This window comes from Planomicrobium okeanokoites, from assembly GCF_003428875.1.
In the GTDB taxonomy this organism is placed as follows: domain Bacteria; phylum Bacillota; class Bacilli; order Bacillales_A; family Planococcaceae; genus Planococcus; species Planococcus okeanokoites.
The window spans coordinates 473,223-494,174 of the sequence record NZ_QQRS01000001.1 but is presented as its reverse complement, the minus strand read 5'-3'; the positions used below and the strand labels follow the sequence as shown (position 1 = coordinate 494,174).

At 41.4% G+C, this 20,952-nt stretch carries 23 protein-coding genes; 18 read left to right on the top strand and 5 right to left on the bottom strand.

Features of this window, described 5'->3' with window-relative positions; translation table 11 throughout:
- The first annotated feature begins 511 nt into the window (after positions 1 to 511).
- From D2910_RS02535 to D2910_RS02485, 11 genes are all read left to right on the top strand, one after another.
- The gene (locus D2910_RS02535; RefSeq protein ID WP_117312308.1) at positions 512 to 1,162 is read left to right on the top strand and encodes a DsbA family oxidoreductase; all 651 of its coding nucleotides are present in this window, start codon (positions 512 to 514) and stop codon (positions 1,160 to 1,162) included.
- Positions 1,163 to 1,186: 24 nt separating this feature from the next.
- Positions 1,187 to 1,513, top strand: a complete 327-nt coding sequence (locus tag D2910_RS02530; RefSeq protein WP_117312307.1) for an IDEAL domain-containing protein — start codon at positions 1,187 to 1,189, stop codon at positions 1,511 to 1,513.
- A 209-nt stretch (positions 1,514 to 1,722) separates the two neighbouring features.
- Positions 1,723 to 2,058, top strand: coding sequence for an IDEAL domain-containing protein (locus D2910_RS02525; RefSeq protein WP_117312306.1), 336 nt, complete (start codon positions 1,723 to 1,725; stop codon positions 2,056 to 2,058).
- Between the two features lie 418 nt (positions 2,059 to 2,476).
- Positions 2,477 to 3,193 (top strand): lecithin retinol acyltransferase family protein, encoded by a 717-nt coding sequence (locus D2910_RS02520; RefSeq protein WP_084245739.1) that lies wholly within the window; start codon positions 2,477 to 2,479, stop codon positions 3,191 to 3,193.
- Positions 3,194 to 3,249: 56 nt separating this feature from the next.
- Positions 3,250 to 3,558, top strand: a complete 309-nt coding sequence (locus tag D2910_RS02515) for a hypothetical protein (protein ID WP_084245741.1) — start codon at positions 3,250 to 3,252, stop codon at positions 3,556 to 3,558.
- 253 nt (positions 3,559 to 3,811) lie between these two features.
- Positions 3,812 to 5,176 (top strand): PDDEXK-like family protein, encoded by a 1,365-nt coding sequence (locus D2910_RS02510; RefSeq protein ID WP_117312305.1) that lies wholly within the window; start codon positions 3,812 to 3,814, stop codon positions 5,174 to 5,176.
- A 61-nt stretch (positions 5,177 to 5,237) separates the two neighbouring features.
- A complete protein-coding gene (locus D2910_RS02505; RefSeq protein WP_117312304.1) occupies positions 5,238 to 6,218 on the top strand; it encodes a helix-turn-helix transcriptional regulator in 981 nt (326 codons plus the stop codon).
- Positions 6,219 to 6,303: 85 nt separating this feature from the next.
- Positions 6,304 to 6,969, top strand: a complete 666-nt coding sequence (locus D2910_RS02500) for a DUF1643 domain-containing protein (RefSeq protein WP_117312303.1) — start codon at positions 6,304 to 6,306, stop codon at positions 6,967 to 6,969.
- Positions 6,966 to 8,222: a hypothetical protein gene (locus D2910_RS02495; protein WP_084245749.1), complete on the top strand. Its 1,257-nt coding sequence runs from the start codon at positions 6,966 to 6,968 to the stop codon at positions 8,220 to 8,222. Before D2910_RS02500 ends, D2910_RS02495 begins: the two co-directional genes overlap by 4 nt.
- A gap of 11 nt (positions 8,223 to 8,233) precedes the next feature.
- Positions 8,234 to 8,566 (top strand): hypothetical protein, encoded by a 333-nt coding sequence (locus D2910_RS02490; protein ID WP_117312302.1) that lies wholly within the window; start codon positions 8,234 to 8,236, stop codon positions 8,564 to 8,566.
- Positions 8,563 to 8,874, top strand: coding sequence for a hypothetical protein (locus D2910_RS02485; protein WP_117312301.1), 312 nt, complete (start codon positions 8,563 to 8,565; stop codon positions 8,872 to 8,874). Before D2910_RS02490 ends, D2910_RS02485 begins: the two co-directional genes overlap by 4 nt.
- A 117-nt stretch (positions 8,875 to 8,991) precedes the next feature.
- Here D2910_RS02485 and D2910_RS02480 read toward each other — a convergent pair whose 3' ends face one another.
- Genes D2910_RS02480 through D2910_RS02470 form a run of 3 tightly spaced genes read right to left on the bottom strand, consistent with a single transcriptional unit; the run spans position 8,992 to position 12,039 of the window.
- A complete protein-coding gene (locus tag D2910_RS02480; protein ID WP_117312300.1) occupies positions 8,992 to 10,089 on the bottom strand; it encodes a Gfo/Idh/MocA family protein in 1,098 nt (365 codons plus the stop codon).
- Positions 10,090 to 10,101: 12 nt separating this feature from the next.
- Positions 10,102 to 10,845, bottom strand: coding sequence for a ThuA domain-containing protein (locus D2910_RS02475; protein ID WP_117312299.1), 744 nt, complete (start codon positions 10,843 to 10,845; stop codon positions 10,102 to 10,104).
- 33 nt (positions 10,846 to 10,878) lie between these two features.
- Complete coding sequence (locus D2910_RS02470; RefSeq protein WP_117312298.1) at positions 10,879 to 12,039, bottom strand: Gfo/Idh/MocA family protein; 1,161 nt, start codon at positions 12,037 to 12,039, stop codon at positions 10,879 to 10,881.
- A gap of 228 nt (positions 12,040 to 12,267) precedes the next feature.
- On the opposite strand from D2910_RS02470, the gene D2910_RS02465 reads away from it, so the two are divergent.
- The 3 genes from D2910_RS02465 (at position 12,268) to D2910_RS02455 (ending at position 13,837) form a co-directional block, all read left to right on the top strand.
- Entirely contained in the window at positions 12,268 to 12,606 is a 339-nt protein-coding gene (locus D2910_RS02465) for an SCP2 sterol-binding domain-containing protein (RefSeq protein ID WP_240633537.1), read from the top strand.
- Between the two features lie 230 nt (positions 12,607 to 12,836).
- On the top strand, positions 12,837 to 13,508 hold the full coding sequence (locus D2910_RS02460; RefSeq protein ID WP_117312296.1) for a DUF1643 domain-containing protein: 672 nt from the start codon (positions 12,837 to 12,839) through the stop codon (positions 13,506 to 13,508).
- 104 nt (positions 13,509 to 13,612) lie between these two features.
- A complete protein-coding gene (locus tag D2910_RS02455) occupies positions 13,613 to 13,837 on the top strand; it encodes a hexameric tyrosine-coordinated heme protein (protein ID WP_117312295.1) in 225 nt (74 codons plus the stop codon).
- A gap of 73 nt (positions 13,838 to 13,910) precedes the next feature.
- Here D2910_RS02455 and D2910_RS02450 read toward each other — a convergent pair whose 3' ends face one another.
- The gene (locus tag D2910_RS02450; protein WP_117312294.1) at positions 13,911 to 14,645 is read right to left on the bottom strand and encodes a Bax inhibitor-1/YccA family protein; all 735 of its coding nucleotides are present in this window, start codon (positions 14,643 to 14,645) and stop codon (positions 13,911 to 13,913) included.
- 233 nt (positions 14,646 to 14,878) lie between these two features.
- Between D2910_RS02450 and D2910_RS02445 the strand changes: the two genes are divergently transcribed.
- Positions 14,879 to 16,717, top strand: coding sequence for a M6 family metalloprotease domain-containing protein (locus D2910_RS02445; RefSeq protein WP_117312293.1), 1,839 nt, complete (start codon positions 14,879 to 14,881; stop codon positions 16,715 to 16,717).
- A gap of 129 nt (positions 16,718 to 16,846) precedes the next feature.
- On the top strand, positions 16,847 to 18,046 hold the full coding sequence (locus tag D2910_RS02440) for a cation:proton antiporter (RefSeq protein ID WP_117312292.1): 1,200 nt from the start codon (positions 16,847 to 16,849) through the stop codon (positions 18,044 to 18,046).
- A gap of 52 nt (positions 18,047 to 18,098) precedes the next feature.
- Here the strand turns inward: D2910_RS02440 and D2910_RS02435 are convergent, their stop codons facing one another.
- The gene (locus D2910_RS02435) at positions 18,099 to 18,836 is read right to left on the bottom strand and encodes a GDSL-type esterase/lipase family protein (RefSeq protein WP_165850127.1); all 738 of its coding nucleotides are present in this window, start codon (positions 18,834 to 18,836) and stop codon (positions 18,099 to 18,101) included.
- A 163-nt stretch (positions 18,837 to 18,999) separates the two neighbouring features.
- On the opposite strand from D2910_RS02435, the gene D2910_RS02430 reads away from it, so the two are divergent.
- Both D2910_RS02430 and D2910_RS02425 read left to right on the top strand, forming a co-directional pair.
- Complete coding sequence (locus tag D2910_RS02430) at positions 19,000 to 19,854, top strand: HD domain-containing protein (protein ID WP_117312586.1); 855 nt, start codon at positions 19,000 to 19,002, stop codon at positions 19,852 to 19,854.
- A 40-nt stretch (positions 19,855 to 19,894) separates the two neighbouring features.
- A complete protein-coding gene (locus tag D2910_RS02425) occupies positions 19,895 to 20,893 on the top strand; it encodes a macro domain-containing protein (protein WP_117312291.1) in 999 nt (332 codons plus the stop codon).
- The last annotated feature ends 59 nt before the right edge of the window (positions 20,894 to 20,952 follow it).

Genomic DNA, 20,952 nt, shown 5'->3' with positions numbered 1-20,952 from the left:
CTTTGCGACGAAGTGCGCAGCACTGCAACGCTCTTTCATGTCTTGAAGCTAGCGTAGCGGTGCAGAGACAGGAGCACGATTTTTTTAAGCTGCACTTATACAGCACCACATTTCTCCGCTGTTTTGCTCCATATCATTCTGCCCAGCAATTACCTAGTTGAAATTATTTAAATAGAGGAAGATGAAATCACTTCAGACGTACGCTTTCCGGGTGGCGGTGAATGGAGCCTCCTCCTCCGCTTCGCTCCGTGCGGGGTCTCCATTTACCGCTGATCACCAAGGAGTCGCCGTCTTCCGTTATTTCATCCAGATAGGGTGGGGAAATATATTTGTGGTGTCTATATATACTTATCTCGAAATCAGAGCATATATATTGTAATCAGGTATAGACCGGCGTAAAATTCCCATTAGTCACCAAATTTATAGGGGCTTTATTAAAATGAAATACAGATGAAAATCGATTGATTTAAACTATATAACTATCTGGTTAGCAGAAAGGATGGTTTTTGATATGACAGTAAAAGTGAAAGTATATTCGGATTACGTTTGTCCATTTTGCTTCCTGGCAGAACAGCCGTTAGAGGAAGCGATTAAAGGAAAAGATGTGGAAGTTGAGTGGATGCCTTTCGAGTTGCGTCCAGCACCGAATCAGACATTGCGCCCGGAAGACGATTATCTCCAAACAACTTGGTCGCAGTCGGTTTACCCGATGGCTGAGCAGATGGGAATCGAGATTTTCCTGCCGGATGTGTCGCCGCAGCCGCATACCCATTTGGCATTTGAAGGGTTTCAATATGCCAAAGAAAAAGGGAAAGGCACTGCCTATAATGAACGCATGCTGAAAGCCTTTTTCCAGGAGAGCCAGGATATCGGTGATGTTGAAGTATTGACGAAACTGGCAGGGGAAGTCGGCTTGGATGAAAAAGAATACCGTGAAGCACTTGAGTCCCGAAAGTACGAAGAAGCTCACCAGCAGGCACTTGAGCACTCTTATGAAGAGGCTGATATAACTGCTGTACCGACATTTGTGATCGGCGATACTAAAATCGCTGGCATCCATACGAAAGAGACGCTCGAACAGCTGATCGACGAAGAACTGCAGAAACAAAAACCTAAAGTCTTGTTTGAAGGAATGGCATGTGGACCTGGCGGTTTCTGCTAATACTATCAGAAGAGGTGTAAACCTATGACGAATAATAATAAAGCGATTTTAAAGAATAATGATTGGGTAAAAGGCATTTCCCGACACGGCGAAATGATCATCGGTTTTGTTGATTCGATGAGTTTGGAACAGGAAGCTGTGCATGTAGTTGTGGCTGAAAGTGATAACGAAGAGTTAATCGGCAAAACGATTCCGATGCATTTCAATCAAGTGGAAGTCATTCCGACGGCGACAAGCAAAAATGCCGGCGAGCTTGAGTTTTTGATTGATCTGGCTTTGTCGACTGGAGACAAAGAATGGTTCGAAGAGCTTTCTGCTGAGTTGAATGAGAAGAAGCAGGCAGTTAATTAAAAGAAGCAGACAAAAAAATAATTTAAGAAAGAGCAGCGGCAGAATGGAGCCGATGCTCTTTTTGATTGATTTTCAATAAACACCTAAGCCAATAGGAGTAATATTCTCAGAATAATGCGTAAGAGAATTGAAAGAGGGTATTTAAGATTATAGTGAAATAATTCAAGTGAAAATAATACAAAAAAAAATGACAAAGCAGGTGTTGAGATATGAATGAAGAGACGACGATCTTAAAAACAACTGATTGGGTAAAAGGAACTTCCATTAAAGGTGAAATGGTCATTGGATTCATCGATTCACTGAGCATGGTGCAAGGTGCTGTATATGTAACGGTCGCGGAAAGCGATAATGCTGAAATTGTAGGCTTAACAATTCCAATTGCAGTCCAGCAGGTCGAGACATTGCCGGAAATTGCACCGAAAGATACGGCTCAGCTTGAAGATCTGATTGATCTGGCTTTGCAGACGGGTGATAGAGAGTGGTTTAAGGAACTGACTGGTGAATTAAATGGAAAGAAGCGTCCAATAAAAATACAAACAAATTAAAAAGCAACTAGCTATATAAGCTCGTTGCTTTTTAACTTGTTATATTACACCAAAAAGTAGAAGTTTTCCAAGAATGCTATGTAAAACTATAATTGCAATAACATAATAGTGCAGAAAAATATTATTAAGTGAGCTGAAATTGTAAACCGAAGTTGGGAGCACCTTAATGAAGGGCAGTAACATGGAACTTAAGATTTTTCATCTAAATCTATTTAAAAATTAGCTGATTTATAATGGAAATTACATCATAAACCGCTAGCCTTTTGTAAATAAAAGGATTAGCGGTTTTTTTAGAGAAGAATACTTACTTCTTATTAATCATAGTAATACTTAATTAACAAATTATGTAATAAGATATACAAAGTGGTAATCATAGTGGTACTATATATCTAATTAATATAACGGAGGAAGTGATAAAATGTTCGATAAATTGCGAGATAAAGGATACTTTGAGCCTATAGGAAATTTTTTAGAATGGATAGAACCCGATTGGGATAAACATGAAAAGAACTTGGAGAAGTTTAATAAAAAAATGATGAAAACAGGTGTAAAAATTGATGCTGTATTAGGTATTGGGGAGTTTGAAGGCTCTACGCTAAAGGAAAGACGAAATGCTTACAAAGGGTATATAACTGAATTGAATTCAAATGCCAAGTTTGGGGATATTATTGGAGTAAATCGTCCAATGTATATTCATTATGGAATTTACATAAGTCATGAAAAAGTAATTCACTTTTCATCATTAGAATCTGACACTTCTTTTGCGGACAATAGAATCATTCAAACAGACTTAAAAACATTTTTAAGAGATTCAGATACGTTCTTTGTATTAGATGTAGAGTCTTTAGAGGAGAGAATATTAAAATTCCCTACTCTATACCCAGTCATGAAAATCCCCACAAATATTAACCTTTCTCAGATAAGAAAGTTGTTCAGTAAAATGAAGATTAATTCTCCAGAAGAAACGGTTGAACGAGCAAAATCATGCTTAGGCAATGGTTCATATAATTTAGCAACAAATAATTGCGAGCATTTTGCTGTATGGTGTAAAACAGGTGTTTCAAAATCTTATCAAGTTGATGCAATATTAAGCCTTATTCTTCAAGGACCGACTGTGAAAATTAAACTGATATGATCAGCCTACTTAAAATAGCCATGTGATTGCTTGTCGAAAAAGAAAGGAGAATTATAGTGAGAGAAGAAGAATTCAGAAATTACCTAATAGGCAATGAAGATATTCAAAGTAAAGTGAAGGCTGTAACTTCCAGAGTAGCGAAGGCTTTGAAAGTAGAACGGGAGTTATATATTGACCTGGATCTCATAGTAAAAAATGATGAACAGATGTATCAATTGCTCCTTGATGTTCAAGAAAAGTTGAATGACAGACAGTACCATAATGTTTTTCAAAATGCAGTCCGCAAATATTATTGCTTTGTAAACGGCAAGGAGTTCCCTAGAATGGCACAATATGAAAAAATAAGAAATTCATTAAAAGTTTAAAAATAAAGGAGATGTCTTAAAATGCCAATAGAATTTTGGGAATTTTTATTAGGATTTATAGAAACAGCTCGTACACCTTTAGTGGTCGCTGTAATGCTGGCCATTTATCATTATTATTATCATGTTAAACCCTCGAAAAATTAGAATTAGGTTGGATATAGATTAATATTGAAGAATACCAGGCTGCATTATGTCATTAGAAATATAAGCTGCTGATTAATTAATGAATTTCAGGAAAGAAGGTTTTTAGTCCATGACGTTAGAAATGAAAAACATAGCAAGTCTCGTCCACAGCAGAGAATTCGAAGAGTTGAACCGTATGTTCAAAAAGTTCAATCCATTGAAGGTTTTGCGTATGGACAGCCATGAAATTAGGCATTCGAATGTCTTGGCCTGGTTGCTGGACCATGAAGAAAATCATGGGTTGAATTCAGTCTTTATCGAAAAGCTAATTAGTAAACTACTTATGAAACCTGATAATAATGATTTTATTACTGACTCTGAATTTTTCTTAAAAGTTTTGAGTTTGAAGTTCAGCGATTGGAAGGTTGAAAGGGAAAAGCAAACAAGCAAGAAGCGATATATCGATTTGTTACTGTCTTCAGAAGAAAATAAAACAGTGATAATTATTGAAAACAAGTTTTACTCCTCACAGTCCAAAAACCAGTTAGCCGATTATCTTGAATTTGTAGAAAATGAATTTCCTGGATATAAAATTATTCCTGTCTTTCTTACATTACTTGACGAAGAATCAGCAAACGATTCCTATTGGACTTTGAAATATGCGGATATCGCAAGTGTTATAGAATTTATTCTTCAGTTCTACAAAGAATCTATAAGTGAAGAAGTTTTTGTGTTTCTAAAAAATTATCTAGCGGTATTACATGAACGTTTCGCTCCGGATCCGGAGCGACTGCTTCTTGCTGAAGGGATTTTTGAAAATCATGGAGAGGCAATCACTTATCTTTATTTACTCAACAATCCAGGAATCAAGTTTTTAAATCATCATCAGACCTTTAAACAACAGCTTCAAAAATTAACTTTTACTGAAGAAGCTTGGATGAAAAAGATATATCAATCATCCAAAGAAACAATCGATTTTATTTATTCTGAGGGCTCTTTGACTCTTAAGAAAGCTTTTGAACGGTTTGTTGAGGAAGATAATCAAAAAATTGTCTCCCGAAACGATGCATCGAAATCATATCCAAGCTTCACTCACCCAGAATGGGAGCAGCATTCTGAATTTTTAGAGATGCTGAACGATAAAGCACCATACTGGTTGAAATTAGGATTGATAGTATTTATGCACCGAGCAGGGAATCATCTTAAACTCATTATTGAAGTAGGTAACTTGGAATACGGAATACGACTCAAATTACTAGAGAAACTTGAAGAGAACAGCTTTTCCATTAAACCCTCTTCTAAATCATCAAATTCAATGTATACCCGCATATTCACAGATCAGGTGGAAGTGAAGGATTGGAGCAGCATCGATCAGATACATGAAGCAATTACACAGTTAACTACTAGTGTGGAGTTTGAAAATAATCTTCAAAGAGTCAACCAAAGTCTTCAAGCACAGTCTGCTGAGATGAATAAAGTTGGAGTTTCTTCGTAACATTTGTTTCTCTATTGTGCAGATATGATTCGGAAATGAATTTTATGCAGGAGGTCATAACATGGTGAGGAAGCGGCTTTTGGCAGTCATTAATTGTTTATCCACACACTCCAGCAAAGAACAGCCATTATCATTGCAGGAGATCAAAAGTCAATTAATGCATGAATACGATCTGGAATTATCCGATAAGATGATACGAACCGAACTTAAGTTTTTACAGAGTTCTGCATCCCTCTACAAGCTCGAAACAGGAACAAACAATAAGAATTATAAAGAAAAAGTGTACTATCTGGAAAATACATCGTTTCAAATCCACGAATTGCGATATCTCATGGATGCCGTCTCCTCGGCTCGTTTTATATCTCAGTCTGAAACCAATCAATTGATCTATAAATTGCGAGGTCTTACAGATGAATTCACATCCAAACGTTTGGCCAACGAATTAATTCATACTGAAGGCAAAATCGGTATAATGCATTTTGCTGACAACGTGCAAACACTTCATGAAGCCATCAAAGCTAAAAAATGCGTCAAGTTCCAATATGGAAGGTATAACGTTGATAAGGAATTCATTTTAAGTAGAGAAGGAGATTTTTACAAAGTAATTCCTTTAGGTGTTGTTTGGTATCAGGAGTATTATTACCTGATAGCCAAGGAAGAAGGCAAGGAGAAGATAATTCAATATCGAATCGATCGAATGAGTTCCGTTATGAAAACTGAGGACTCCTGGGTCCCGAATCCTGGCTTTGATTTAGAAAAATACGTTTCACAGTTATTCCATATGTATTCGGGTGAACAAAGTGGCATAGCTATGGAGTTCGATAATCATTTGATAAATGTTGTTATCGATCGTTTTGGATTGGATGCCAAAATAAAGAACCTTGAAAATGGCCGCTTTTTGCTTGAAGTTGATGGAGTTGTCAGTATGGGGTTAGTCAGGTGGCTCCTTACTTGGGGAGCCGATGCAAAGGCTTTGAGACCAACAAAGTTGGTTGATATGATGAAGAAGGAAATTGGACGTTATGACGGTCTATATACATAAAAACCGCTCGTTTCCTTCTGGAAGGAAACGAGTTTTCTGTGATATTGGTATTCTTAATTTAACAATTAATGAAGGGGTGGTTTAAATGACATTGATAGCTGCTAAACATTTAAAAGAGATATTTGAAGTAAATGCAAAATTTTATCACACAGAATTAAACGGTGAAAAATTCTTAATGAGACGTGAGGCAAGAATAACGCGTAAAGGTACTGATCAAGATAAAATTGATGCGGTTGTAGTGATGATCAATCCAGGAAGCTGCAAACCTTCGGCAGTCTTAAAAGAAACTTCTTCCGACAAAATGGAGATGGTTCCGGCAAATCCAGATCAGACACAATACCAATTAATGAATTTAATGGAACGGAAAAACTGGGATGTAATGGTCATTTTGAATTTATCGGATATATGTGAAGGTAATCTACAAAAATTCAGCGAGATTGAGAAAAAGTTTGCTGCAAAGAAAGAATCTCATTCAATTTTTCAAGATGAGAATGTATCGGCTCGTAATGAGTTGCTTTCCAACTCAAGTCATCTAATTTTTGCGTGGGGAACATCTCCCGTCGCAAAAAGACTGGCAAAGGAATTTGGTCTATTTAGTAACGGTACGCCAACAAAAAAATATAATCATATGAAAGCATGGGTTCACCCGGAAAAGTTATTTCCAATGCACCCACGCCCAGCACTGATAAAAAGCAGAGTTGGTTGGCTGGACACAATGGAGTCTTTATTGAGTGAAGGATTGCCTTCATGAACACCTTAACTTTAGAACATCAAACTTTCTTTTCTTTAATGATTTATGAAGATAATTATGCCTACGTTGAAGACATCCGAACAGTAAATCCTGATTTTCCATCCGGAATCGTTCAATATCAAGACTTCATCCCTGGTATCCAATTAAAAACTTTGCAAGTCGAGGGTGCATTTATCCAAGTGCAACGAACTCAGATGAACGATTTTTCTGAAATGGAAATACTGAAACGTTCTATAGGAAAAGAAGTATGGTTTAAGGAAGATGGAGGGGATTCACCTCGCCGCGTAAAACTCATAGAATATTCTGGGAGAAAGAAAGTATTGTTAGATATTGAAGAGCAAGTCTATTTATTTAATCCTATTGGACAATTTACCATTCCGATGAATTTTTTAGAACACACAAAACCATTTATTCAATGGAAATTTACCGATTTAAAGAAAGGTCTCACTATACGATATTTGACTCAAGGTTTCTCATGGGAGATGCATTATTACCTGACAGTCCAAGAAGATGGATTTCAGCTAAAAGCTTTATGCTCGATTGAAAATCAAACCAGCCATTCCCTAAAAAGTGTACCTGTATTTCTAGCGAGTGGTATAGAGAATAAGACCAATAATTTCCGGGTTTATTCACAAATGGAGCAGATCGGTTCGTCCTCTGAAGTGAAAACTTTTGAAGTTGGCGGCCATCATGTATTAAAGCTGCCTGAAACAGTGGATTTATATCCACACGAAGAGGTAAACATTGGTTATATTAATCGAACTGGAAAGACGATAAAACATGATTATTATGCAACATCCAAAAACAATCAGATTGTGTCAAAATATCGTTTTGAAAATTCAAAAGAAAATGGTCTGGGAATTGTTTTACCGAAAGGCCGGATTCACTTAAGTCATGAAGGTGATTTTACTAGCTACCTGGGTGAAAAGAGTTTCGAGAAAACTATGGAAAATGGATGGGTGTATCTTGATTTGGGTGCTAGTAAGGATATAAGTATAAGATCAAACGAACGTTATTGCTACGATGAAGATGATTATTACGTATATGAAGTTGAAGTTGTGTTCAGTAACCATGTTGATCGGCCCGTGAATGTCGATTATACCCATTTTATAGATACTAATAGCTGGCACATCATTGATTGCAATATAAAATATGATAAAAATTCTCATAGTACTGCGAATTTTACAATGGATCTTGGTGCTCTAGAAACTAATTCTTTGAAATTCACTTATTGCAAATACGAAACAGTATAGGACTGGTGAGTATGTCGATAAAAACTATTTTAATTGCTTTTGGTTCATGGTTATCGCAACAACCTAAACCTCATTCAACAACCATCGGTGACACAAGAATTATCAATGGCATCGAATACTGGAACATAGGAGACCTTGAAGACCAAGACAATTGGAGATATGTGGGGCCGGCAGAACCTCGTTGGTTTATTAATGTGTTGCTGGAAGGTAATAAAGTCTCATATTTGGTTACTCGATTTGAGGACCCGGCTGCAATTTACCATGAAGGGTTTTATGAGAGAGAGCTGGCTATAAAGAAATTGAGGATGCAAGCTTATGATTTTCACGAGGAGGAAGTGTATTGATTACAAACGATATGATGATCCACAAAATGTTTGTAAGATATTCTGAAACTCATACAGTGACTATGATCTCATACTTGTCAAAAACGTCATCATTGAAAATTGTTTCTACTTTTGAAAATCCGCTTACAGTTAAAATTGAGAAATTTAAAAGTATAGAGCGCTTTATAATAGTTGTTAACCAAAAGAACATAATGAAAGTAGCTTTTGGAATATTATCTCCGATTAAATTCATAAGTGCCGAATACGATGCGAGTTTTCTCTTGGAAACTACTGATGGTGAATTGAAAATTACATTTAGAGATTCTTAATACGAAGAAATGATGATTCGAAAAAAAGTAAAAAATGGAGAAGTTTATCCTTTTCAGGATGAACATCTCCATTTTTTATTTGTGAAATGGTTTCAAATGAAAAAGTGTATGGCTGCACTAGGTGAAAATTCGCTCGTTGCGTCCAAATGCTTCCGGCTTCGAACAAGTGCTTTCCATATGATGATAGACGCCATCCCTTGAAGATGTTAAGAAGCCATGCATCGCTTCCAATACATGATAAGCGAGCTGACCGTTCGCTCGGTGCGTTTTGCCATTCAGTAAGGCATGTGCCATATCAGCGACGCCTATGCCGCGGCCGTTTTCCTGGAAATCGGATATCAAAGGGATGTGGGTAAAGTTTTCTTCATCTTTTTTGCGCAGCCGCACCGGTCCGCCGAAGTTATTCGGATCTGGAACGAGCAAAGTGCCTTCGCTTCCGTAGATTTCAATCGGCGGGAGTGCGGAACCGCCGAAAGCATCGAAGCTTGTAGTTAGTGTACCAATCGCACCAGAGGCGAAATCGATTGTTCCGGATATATGGGTTTCTGTGGAAACTGTGATTTTCTGGCCTGCGTTCGGTTCACTCAGTATAGTGCGTTCCGGATAACTGATGCGCGCAGATCCCGCAATACGTTGGATGGGGCCAAGCAATGTGATCATAGCCGTTAAATAATAGGGGCCCATGTCGAACAGCGGACCGCCGCCTTTTTCATAATAGAAAGCAGGATTCGGGTGCCAATGTTCATGTCCGCGGCTGATTACAAAAGCTGATGCACCGATTGGGGTGCCAATTTCGCCGTTTTCAATCAAATGCAGTGCGGTTTGTACGCCTGCTCCCAGGAATGTGTCCGGGGCGGAGCCGACCAATAAGCCTTTTTCCTTTGCTTTGTCCAAGACCTGCTTGGCTTCCTGCAGGCTGATGGCCAGCGGTTTTTCCACATAGACATGTTTGCCGGCTTCCAATATTTGAAGGCAAACTTCAGCATGCACTTTCGGAAGCGTTAAATTGATGACCAGATCGATTTCCGGATCAGCCAGCAATTCCTGTACGGAGCAGGCTTTCGGAATGCCATATTGATCCGCTTGGGAGCGGGCGCGATCCAGTTCCAAATCTGCACAAGCTGTAAGCGATAGGTGTTTGTATGCCGGGATATTCTCCATATAGATGGAACTTATGTAGCCGCAGCCGATAATGCCGATTTTCATTGTGCGCATATTACTCCTCCTTCACTGGCTGTCGCCCATGCCGGTATAGTTTCCGGCATTTCCAGAAGCTGCATAGCTGTGATTGTTTGAATCTCTGTAGAGTGTTTTTCCTTCAGCCGCCCATAAAAATCCTCTTTTCATCATCAACGAAACTTCAGGCATCGCCATGATATCCGCTGAATGGCCCAGCGAATTGTAGAATACGCGCCCGGCGCCCCAGCGCTTTGTCCAGACAACCGGCATGTCGACAGCTTTGTTTGGGGTATGCGGCCCTTCCGCAACAGGGAAGCGGGTAGTGGCAAGCACTTCTGCTGCCGGATCGATATGGAGGTAATATTGTTCGCTGACGACTTTGAAATCGTTCATTCCTTCTAAAAGAGGGCTCGAAGAATGTTTGATATTGACCATGTATTCTATACCGTCATTGCCTGGATGTGCGACCCAGTTGCCACCCGTCATAAATTGCCAGTCCACATTTTTTCGGAAAGAATCGCACATACCGCCGTGGCTGCCCGCCAGTCCAACACCGCTGATGACAGCTTCCGAGACATTGCGCACATATTGCGAATCGATTTCGCCCATCGTCCAGTTGGGAACGATCAAATCAAGCGCTTTTAGTTTTTCGGCATCTGCGTATGCGTCAAGTGTATTGGCGATTTCTACGTCGAAGTTTTCGGCAACGAGCAGCTCTCTATAGATTTCTGCGACTTGTTCCGGCTCATGGCCGTCCCAACCGCCTTGGACGATCAATGCTTTTTTCTTCAAGGGCTCCACACTCCTGTCGGTTCATATTTGTTTTTAAAGGCTGGATACTTCAATCCACTTTCTTTCCTTAATGGATAATTCGACAGCTTCAAGAACTTGCTGGCATTTGACACCTTCATTGAAGTTGGGAACCGGCTGGCGGTCTTCCTGAAGTGCATCCATGAATTCCACGAAAGCATGGGTAAACGTATGTTCATAGCCGATCGGATGTCCAGCAGGCCACCAGGCGCCAGCATAGGCATGCGCCGGATCGGTTGCGAGTACGCGGCGGAATCCTTGGACGTCATCCTGGTCGTCGGTAAAATAAACCTGCAATTCGTTCATCCGTTCAAAGTCGAAAATGACACTGCCTTTGCTGCCGTTGATTTCAAAAGAGTTTGTGCTGCGGTGTCCTGTTGCGAAACGGGTGGCTTCAAAACTGCCAAGTGCGCCGTTTGCAAAGCGGGCCATGAACAGTGTTGCGTCGTCAACAGTAACAGGACCGGTTTGGGCTGACTGTCCGCCCGTTGCCGATAAACCGGCCGTTTCATCCGGAAGCGGCCGCTCTTTTATGAACGTTTCACTCATGCCGATGACATCAGCGATATCTCCGATAAGAAAATGGGCCATGTCGATCAGATGCGCTCCTAAATCACCATGCGCTCCTGACCCGGCAATTTCTTTCTGAAGCCGCCAGGCGAGGGGGAAGTCAGGGTCGACCAGCCAGTCCTGTAAAAACCAGGCCCGAAAATGATGGATGTCGCCAAGTCGGCCATCGTCGATCAATTTTTTCGCAAGCAATACGGCGGGGGCAAAACGGTAATTGAAGCCGACCATATGCTTCACGCCTGCTCCTTCCGCCGCTTCCAGCATTTCACGTGAATCCTTCAGTGAAAGGGCCAAAGGTTTTTCGCAGTAGAGGTGTTTTCCGGCATCCGCCGCCGCAATTGCAATTTCCTTATGGGCGTTGCTCGGGGCGTTGATATCGATTAAGTCGATATCGTCCCGGGATACAAGATCTTTCCAATCGGAAGTATGTTCTTCCCAGCCGAATTGTGTTGCGGCAGCTGCGACAGCACCAGTATTTCGTCCGCAAATCACTTTCATATTCGGCTTAATGCGGTCCGGGAAGAACATCGGCAGCGCCCGGTAGCCGTTGCTATGTGCTTTACCCATGAATTTATAGCCGACCATGCCGATATTCAATGAATTCATCCAATCATTCCCTTTCTTTGTTTACTTTCTAAACAAACTTGGCTTTATTTTCTCGAATATTTAAAATTCTGTCAAACTTAAGAATTCATTACCAGGATTTTTTCAAAGAATATACTATTTCTGCCAGGAAAGAGGAATCACAGGGCATCGAATAGAATGAAATTAAAAGGTGCCATCGAATAGGCTTTTAATTTGGAACCATTTATAGCTTAAAAGGGGATGAAGAGAATGACAGCACGTACATTGGATGTAACAATGCAGAAGATAGAGAAGGAAATCAATGATAATCCTGAACCGATTTCAGGCATGGATACGGTTTATAAGTTTGAGATCGATGGGGAAGTATTTCAGATGCGTTTAAAGGATCAAAAAGCTGAACTTTTATCCGAATCGGATAAGCAAGCGGACTGCACACTGAAAATGTCGTATGACAATTTCCAAAAATTCCTGAATGGCAAATTGAATGGCATGACTGCTTTCATGACCGGGAAATTGAAGATTGATGGAGACATGACTAAAGCATTGAAGCTTGAAAGCATCGTCAAAAAATACGACTTGAACATCTAATTGATCGTGCAGATAGACGGAAGCCGGCTTAGCGAAAAACGCTGAGCCGGTTTTTTATGGAAAACTTCCGATAATCCAACTATTTTCAGAATTATTCGAACTATATATTGCAAACGTACGTTCTTTTTGATATGATGTTGTAACTTAGATATGGGATGGCGGATCACTTTGCCGCTTGTTTAACTGATGCCTCTTCAATAAAGACATTATAAATTTGGAGGAGGATTTTTATGTTTCAATCAGCAAAGAAATTGGAAAATCTCTTTAACACGGAAGCCGCTTTCTATAAACTCCAGACACACGGCAAAATTCATCTCTGCCGCAGTCTTGCGGCAGTCCGGCGAAAGGGCGCAGAAATTGAAGAAGAACCAGATGCGTTATTTGTGTTGCTGAACCCGGGGAGATGTCTGCCGGTGGACGGTGAAGAAACCATTTCAATGCTAACTGGAGAAGTGGAAGTTCTCCCTATGCTGCAGGCAACACCTGACAATACGATGTATCAGCTGATGCGGCTGATGGAGCGGATGGGGTGGAATCATATCGAGATCATCAATCTGACCGATGTATTAACAGGGAAGTTTGAGGATTATTTGGAATGCCAGGAATGGATGAAGCTTCATCATGACAATCGACACAGCATCTTTTCCATTGACCGCTATCCTGAACTGTTGGAGCGTGTAGAAAAAGCGGGTGTGGTCATTGCGGGATGGGGCACCAAATCGAAGATAGCATCCGCTGCGGAAGAAGCGAATACGATCTTGTGGGAAATCGCTGAAGTAAAAGGTCTGCGATACAGGCAGCACCCACTTTATTATCATCCGTTTCCTTGGCTGCAAACTAGATGTGTCATGTGGCTGGATGATATGGAAGAGCAATTGAAACGTGTAGGTGAAGTTGTTTGATAGGCATTTAAAGAGAGGGAATGAACATGAATCTTTAAATAAGATTGAATTGTCTGAAAATACAGGTTAAGTTTAGAGTAACTTATATATAAGGAGATGATTGGATGGCAGATTGGCTGACCAGTTTGCAAACGGAGACACCGCAACAGGGATTTGAACTTGCATTGCTATTGGCGAGAAAAGGGGTGGCATATACGCAGACTTCTGCAGAAGTGCGTGAACGTCTGCGCCCGGAATATGCGGAAAACGCCGACAGCCTTACAATGGCTTCGCAAGTTGTAGCAATACATTTTCAGACAGTCGCCGCGGCAAATGGTTACTGGAGATGAAAATAGGAAAGCCGCAGCTGGATTATCACCAGTTGCGGCTTTCGTTTGTTTTATAACTGTAAAATCGATTGATTTACCTGCTGCGGATTTTCGACAGCAGACGAAGAATCTCCAGGTAAAGCCACACTAAAGTGATCAGCAGACCGAAAGCCCCGTACCATTCAAAATACTTGGGCACCCGGCTGGCCGCGGCGTTTTCGATAAAGTCGAAATCAAGCACCAGGTTCAGTGCGGCAATGATGACGATTACGACGCTGATCGCGATGCCGATCGGGGACGAATCATGCAGATAAGGAACATTGAATCCGAAGAATCCACCGATGAACGAAACAAGATAGACAAGGAAAATAGCGCCAGTTGCAGCTACTACGCCCATCCTGAAGTTTTGGGTGACCTTGATCAAGCCGGATTTATAAACTAACAGCAAACTGAATAACACAGCTATGGTCAACAATACCGCCTGGAAAACGATGCCTCCGTATTGGGCTTCGTATTGAGCGGATATTGCACCAAGGAACAGCCCTTCAAGCAAAGCATACAGCGGTGCTGTAAAAGGGGAAACTTTTGGGACGAATATAGTGATCAAAGCCACAATCAGCCCGCCGATTGCGCCTATCAAGATAAGCGGCAAAACACTGCCGGGATTTTCGACAAATTGATTCCAGGAATAGACGAATGTGGCCAATACCAGAAGGATCAGGATAAATGTTCTGTTGACTGTACCGCCGATTGTCATCGTTTGGCCCGAACCGACCGTATCGAATTTTTCAAATGCTTCTTTTTTCAAACTTGGATTTCCGCTTCTCAAAAATTTTCACCTCTTCATTTTTACGTGCAGTTTCATTATATCCTTCAGTACGGAAATGACCAAACAACTTTTGTTACATAAACAGCCATTTCTAACTTTGCTTTATTCTGACAGATAAAACATGTATAAAGAGCTATGTATTAAATTGACAAACAACACTTTCTTCCTATTCAAAATATATTGAATTATTTATACAATTTAAAAGTACAAAATAATATTTAGGGGGACGAATGATGTTGAAAGTATTATCTACATCCGCAATAACGCTTGCCTTAGTGGGCGGCGCAGTATTCGCTGGCGTAAACAACAGCGACTCAACTGTTGAAAAAGTCAGCCATAAAAGTGAATTGAGCTTGGCTCATTATGTTGGTGCTTCACCAGAACTCGCAGATCGGGCGAAGGAATTAGGAATTGATTTGTCAAAAGCTGATCCTGCTGAAAAATTGGCAAACAATAACGGCAAAAAATTTGAGGCGCCTGGTGATAACCACGCTGCTTACAATGTGACAGAAGGCGATGTACCGGTACTCGTGCTTTTAGCAAAATATAAAGACGGTGACGAGCCAATCGGTGACATGCCAGGCCAAGTGCCGGCTGAATATTACGAAGACCTGATTTTCGGTGATGAGTACAATCCTTATGAACTGGAACAGTTCAAACAATATGCTGAGCATAATGGCGTTGCCGTGCCGACGGACCGTACGATGCAAAATGTATATAAAGAGTCCAGCAATGGCAAAGTTAACCTGGTACGTAAGGAAAACACCGATTTTGCTTGGGTCGAATTGCCAAAAGGCGCTTCTTATTATTTGGATCAGGAAGGCACATATGCTGAAAATGGCAAATATCTTTTAGGCAACGCTAACGGAGATGCTCATACAGGTGAATTTGTCCGTGATTTGCTGAAAGCGGCAGATGATCAGATCGACTTTTCTGAATACGCTGTTGACGGCGAAGTGCCGAATATCTTTGTTGTCCATGAAGGAACCGGCGCAGAATTCAGCCGTGACCCGGCGCAGTTCTGGTCACATAAGTGGAGTCTTTTGAGCGCATTATTCTACGGCAAGTATTATGAAACAGGTAAAGATGCTGCTACTCATGCAGGAGTGTCACAAGGGGAATGGATCAACGATACTATCGCCAACGAGATGACCTATGACGGCGTACTTGTCAATAACTACAACATCCAGCCGGGAATCGGGGGCAACGTAGCGGGTTATGACGCGGCGACGGATTCTTATGATGAGTCTCTTGCGACAGGGCCATTCCCTGCACAGCCAGGCGTTTACGCACATGAATTCGGACACGCTTTAGGCTTGCCTGATTTTTATGACACAGTTTATTCTTCCGAAGGCGTCGGCAACTATTCAATGATGGCTGGCGGATCTTGGATGCGCTATCCGGATGCTGCGGCATACTCAGGAAACTCACCGACTCTATTTGATCCATTCTCGAAAATCTTCCTTGGATGGGCTGATCCAATTGACGTGAAACCTGGTGATGAGCCGCAGACGATTACATTGCCTCCGGTCAACGAAGCGTCAGCTGACAGCGGAATTGTGAAAATGGAAGTGCCTGGTTCAAACGGCACAGAATACTTCCTGTTCGAGAACGTTCAGCAAAAAGGATTCAACCAAGGATTGATCCGCCAAGGTGAAGATGCGCATGGCCTGCTTGCTTGGCATGTGGATGAAAACATCATCAATCTTTATCAGACAGCCGGATTCCGTCCGAATAACGTTGAAAACTGGATGAACAAACGCTTCCAGTACAACCAGTCCCAAACAGCTTCAGATGGCACGAAAGTGACGCATTATGGTCTATCCGTGCTGCAGGCTGACGGTAAATATGATCTTGAGAAGAACGTAAACCGCGGCGACGCAGCCGATTTCTTCAAAGCCGGCGATGAAATCACACCGGTTTCAAGCAATGTCCACTCAGGATCTTACTACTTCTGGAAAGGGCAGAATGCAACACCTGCCGATTCAGGGATCCATGTAACGGATATTGTGGAAAATGAAGACGGTTCAATTACAGCCAAGTTTTTCTATAACTCTAATTCAAGCAAGTAATAATTAAGGTTAGCAACAAAACCGCGATTCTCTATTGAATATAGAGAGGCGCGGTTTTTTATGTTTGATTATAAGTTATTAGGCTAATAAATATAGAGGCATCTTAAAATCAAAAAGAGGGGGTCAGCTATGTTTACTCATCAATTGCTGGTTTTGCTGTTCATCGGCTACATCATTTACACAGTCGATATCAAAAAGAATTTCTTTCCGGTGCCGGTGGTATTGGTGGCTATAGGATTAGGCTTATCGTTCATCCCATTTTTTGATGGATTCAATATCTCCAAAGATATCATATTCAATGTATTTCTCCCGGCCATCCTTTTTACTTCCGCGTACCAATTTCCGTTAAAACAATTAAAGGAGAATATTGGGATTATCATCACATTGAGTACATTCGGCATGATTGCCACTGTCTTTTTACTCGGACTTTCCATATATTTAACCGGCGGCTTTTTTACAGCAGTGTCCTTTACTGCAGCCTTCCTATTGGCGGCAATTCTTGCGCCTACTGATCCGGTGTCCGTGACAGCTATTCTGAAGGAAAGCAGCGGTGCTGATCAGATTGCTGATGTGGTTGAAGGGGAATCTATGATCAACGATGGTACCAGTATCGTGTTCTTCACTATTTTTCTGACTATGTTTCAGACCGGCGGCGGATTTTCACTCAGTAAATTCATATCTGAACTTTTGCTTGTATCGATCGGCGGTATTTTGCTGGGGGTCACAATAGGTTGGCTCATGAGCAAAACAATCAGATTTACTAAAGATAAGAAGTATCAGGTGATGCTGAGTATTGTCGGTGCCTATGGCGCATTTTATATCGGGGAAGCAATCGGGGTATCAGGAGTACTTGCAACTGTGGCTGCCGGCATATTTGTGTCCTATGAAATGAGCAAGGAAATCAAGGAGGATAATCTGCAGGAATCGCTTGATGGGTTCTGGGATATAACCACTCCCGTACTGCTTGCAGTGTTGTTTCTTCTCATCGGTATTAGAGGCGCTGACTATCTGGCGTTTTCAGGCTGGTGGTTTGCTATTGTGATTTTTATATTTTCCATCCTTGTCCGGTATATGGTCATTGGCGGTTTTATCTACGGGGTCCCGAAATGGAGGCATGAATTTAAAAACGACTTTTCCACCATTACACTTACAACTTGGTCAGGGATAAAAGGGGCGATGTCCATTGCTTTGCTTCTTTGGTTGGAAGAAGCGACTTCCGGCAAAGAAGAAATTTTGGTTTCTCTGTCTTTTGCGGTAATCTTATTATCCTTAGTGATTCAGAGTGTGGGAATCTATCCATTATCCAAAGTGCTGAAGAATCTGCAATAATTTTATTAAACATGAAAAAACTCCAATCCCATGTGGCGGGATTGGAGTTTTTTTAATCAAGACCCAGAGCGGTAATGCCGATATCAGCGAGTACCTGCTGGCCGGCGGCAGTTGGATGAATGTCATTTTGGATGACGTATTCGGCTTGATTGTCGCCAAATGCAGCATAGGCGTCTGCCACGTATACATTCTCATTCGAAGCTGCCAAAGCTGAGAAGGCCTGATTGATCCCGGGGAGAATGGGATCAGCAACATAATGAAGCGGATCATTCAACTGGAATGGATTATAAACATTATAAAGCACAATTGGAGCATCCGTCAGGGAGCGGGTTTCTGCTATAGCTGCCGCTATATTCGCAAAAACATCATCATTTGAAAGTTTTTGCATCAATAATTCCCGGAACAACACTTGATTGCCGCCGCTTTCCAGACCTGCTTCACGCAAAATTTGAAGTAAATCATTATTGCCGATCGTTATGGCTACATAATCAGCGTGGATGACCGCCTGGCGGTATTTCTGTTCAGTTTGCAGCGCGCTCAGCAATTGCTCGCTTTGCCAGCCTGGGATGCCCAGATTACGGACACGTAAATCTTCTGATGCACCGATTAGATAAGGATAAGCAGTTTTGGCGGGATTCTGGTAGTTCTGCCCAAGATTATAACCGAAGGGAATGGAATCACCTAGTGCTACCAAAGATTCTTTTGCTTGGTCGCTTTTGGCGAAAGTGGCTGGCGACACGATCGAAGTCGCCAGCAATAAAACAGCCAGGCTTTTTGTAATTTTTTTCATCAACATTCTCCTTTCAATTATATTGCAATTTTAGTATAAACTTATTTAATTGAATTGTCTGTAAAATATTTTCGCCAGAAGTTTCCTGTCAAGAGTGACTCTTTATTTATGGTAAGATTAAAGCAATAGAAGGGTAATTAAAATGGAGGGGCGGAAGGACATTATGAATCTGTTGATTGATAAGGCAGCTTGTTTTGCGGCTGTCAAACATGATGGTCATTACCGAAAAGGGACGCATATTCCTTATATTTCACACCCGTTTGGCGTGGCGTTGATCCTTATGGAAGAAAAACAATCCGACAAAATAATTGCCGCTGGTTTATTGCATGACACGCTGGAAGATACCGAGACAAGTGAAGAAGATCTATTCAAAAACTTTGGCGAGGAAATTCTGATGCTGGTGAAAGCCGCTTCCGAGCCGGATAAGACATTGCCGTGGGAAATCAGGAAACAGCGCACCATCGAAAGGCTCCAATACCACTCCGTAGACGAACTCCATTTGATACTGGCGGACAAACTTCATAATCTGCGATCTATCCAGACGGATGCCAGTAAATTCGGCGACAGCATTTGGGCCCGTTTCAATAGAGGGAAAAGGGAGCAATGCTGGTATTATATGAGCATTGTCCGCGAATTGAAAGACAAAAAGCGTGAAGTGCCGCTGATCAGGAAGCTGGAAGAAGAAACGAACGAGCTGTTCATCGGCAAAAAGAAATTGACACTCCATGACATTCGATTGCTGTTCAACAGTATACAGACCGGCAAAATCTCAAATTATGATGGGTTAAATGAATCCCGGCTGTTGGCATTCGCCCATGAACTGCAGGAAGCTGCCAGGCGGAATGATTGCAGTGAAACCGAACGAGACGTTATTCGCAATCTTTTGAAGGGCCGAGGGCTGGACAATGAGATTCAACCCGAGGATGATCCATTTATCTATGCTTATTTATATGAGTTAAAATTCCGGCTGGGCTGGAATGATGAAACTTTTCTCGATTATTTCAAAATTTATTATTAATAATGCTTCTATAATAATGCGTAAAAGGGGATAAAATAATATGCCGCTGGACATTGTGCGAAATGATATCACCAAGATGAAAGTAGATGCCATAGTCAATGCCGCCAATTCGGGTCTGAAGATGGGCGGAGGGGTATGTGGCGCCATTTTTCGAGCTGCCGGCGCTGACAAATTGCAAGTTGCTTGCGATAAAATTGGCCACTGCGCTGCAGGTGAAGCTGTCCAGACGGATGCGTATGGACTTGATGCCGATTTCATTATCCATACTGTAGGGCCTGTTTGGCAGGGAGGACAGGCTAATGAAGAAAAACTGCTCCGCAACAGCTATAGAAATTCACTTGAACTGGCAAAATCGATCGGCTGCGAATCAATTGCGTTTCCGCTGATTTCTTCAGGCATATTCGGTTACCCGAAAGAAGAAGCATTGAAAGTGGCTATAAGTGAAATTGAATCTTTTCTTACCACCAATGAAATGGATGTCTTTTTAGTCGTTTTCGATAAAACATCTTTTGGCATCAGCCGGAACTTGGTCGAATCCATCGAAGCCTATATTGATGAAAATCAAGTGGAGGCGATAGAAAAGCCCTATCCTCGGCGCAGACGTGTTATTAGAGAAGAAATCATTTCTCAAAAGATGGAGCAGGAGTTCAAATTGGATTCTGCTATGGATATCAGCTTGGAAGATGTCTTGAAAAATATGGATGAATCTTTTTCAGAACGCCTCTTCCGGTATATTGATGAAAAAGGGATGACGGATGCGGAGACTTATAAAAAAGCGAATATCGACCGAAAACTATTTTCGAAGATCCGGAATTCGCCGAAGTACACTCCTTTAAAGAAAACAATTATCGCATTTGCTGTGGCGCTCGAACTGGATTTGCAGGAGACGGAAGATTTATTGGAAAAAGCGGGTTACCGGCTATCGAGAAGCCATGAATTCGATTTGATCATCATGTATTTTATCGAACGGGGGAATTATAAGATCCATGAGATCAACGAAGCTTTATTCGCGTTCGACCAGGTTCTGCTCGGTGCATAAAAAATGTCGCTTCTGAAGCGACCAATTGGGAAGTCCAGTGACGTATCCTTAAGTTGTTA

Excerpts from the sequence above, each read along its gene's own strand:
- D2910_RS02535 (WP_117312308.1), top strand. The coding sequence starts at position 512 with ATGACAGTAAAAGTGAAAGTATATTCGGATTACGTTTGTCCATTTTGC.
- D2910_RS02530 (WP_117312307.1), top strand. The coding sequence starts at position 1,187 with ATGACGAATAATAATAAAGCGATTTTAAAGAATAATGATTGGGTAAAA.
- D2910_RS02525 (WP_117312306.1), top strand. The coding sequence starts at position 1,723 with ATGAATGAAGAGACGACGATCTTAAAAACAACTGATTGGGTAAAAGGA.
- D2910_RS02520 (WP_084245739.1), top strand. The coding sequence starts at position 2,477 with ATGTTCGATAAATTGCGAGATAAAGGATACTTTGAGCCTATAGGAAAT.
- D2910_RS02510 (WP_117312305.1), top strand. The coding sequence starts at position 3,812 with ATGACGTTAGAAATGAAAAACATAGCAAGTCTCGTCCACAGCAGAGAA.
- D2910_RS02505 (WP_117312304.1), top strand. The coding sequence starts at position 5,238 with ATGGTGAGGAAGCGGCTTTTGGCAGTCATTAATTGTTTATCCACACAC.
- D2910_RS02500 (WP_117312303.1), top strand. The coding sequence starts at position 6,304 with ATGACATTGATAGCTGCTAAACATTTAAAAGAGATATTTGAAGTAAAT.
- D2910_RS02495 (WP_084245749.1), top strand. The coding sequence starts at position 6,966 with ATGAACACCTTAACTTTAGAACATCAAACTTTCTTTTCTTTAATGATT.
- D2910_RS02490 (WP_117312302.1), top strand. The coding sequence starts at position 8,234 with ATGTCGATAAAAACTATTTTAATTGCTTTTGGTTCATGGTTATCGCAA.
- D2910_RS02480 (WP_117312300.1), bottom strand. The coding sequence starts at position 10,089 with ATGCGCACAATGAAAATCGGCATTATCGGCTGCGGCTACATAAGTTCC.
- D2910_RS02470 (WP_117312298.1), bottom strand. The coding sequence starts at position 12,039 with ATGAATTCATTGAATATCGGCATGGTCGGCTATAAATTCATGGGTAAA.
- D2910_RS02465 (WP_240633537.1), top strand. The coding sequence starts at position 12,268 with ATGACAGCACGTACATTGGATGTAACAATGCAGAAGATAGAGAAGGAA.
- D2910_RS02460 (WP_117312296.1), top strand. The coding sequence starts at position 12,837 with ATGTTTCAATCAGCAAAGAAATTGGAAAATCTCTTTAACACGGAAGCC.
- D2910_RS02455 (WP_117312295.1), top strand. The coding sequence starts at position 13,613 with ATGGCAGATTGGCTGACCAGTTTGCAAACGGAGACACCGCAACAGGGA.
- D2910_RS02445 (WP_117312293.1), top strand. The coding sequence starts at position 14,879 with ATGTTGAAAGTATTATCTACATCCGCAATAACGCTTGCCTTAGTGGGC.
- D2910_RS02440 (WP_117312292.1), top strand. The coding sequence starts at position 16,847 with ATGTTTACTCATCAATTGCTGGTTTTGCTGTTCATCGGCTACATCATT.
- D2910_RS02435 (WP_165850127.1), bottom strand. The coding sequence starts at position 18,836 with ATGAAAAAAATTACAAAAAGCCTGGCTGTTTTATTGCTGGCGACTTCG.
- D2910_RS02430 (WP_117312586.1), top strand. The coding sequence starts at position 19,000 with ATGAATCTGTTGATTGATAAGGCAGCTTGTTTTGCGGCTGTCAAACAT.
- D2910_RS02425 (WP_117312291.1), top strand. The coding sequence starts at position 19,895 with ATGCCGCTGGACATTGTGCGAAATGATATCACCAAGATGAAAGTAGAT.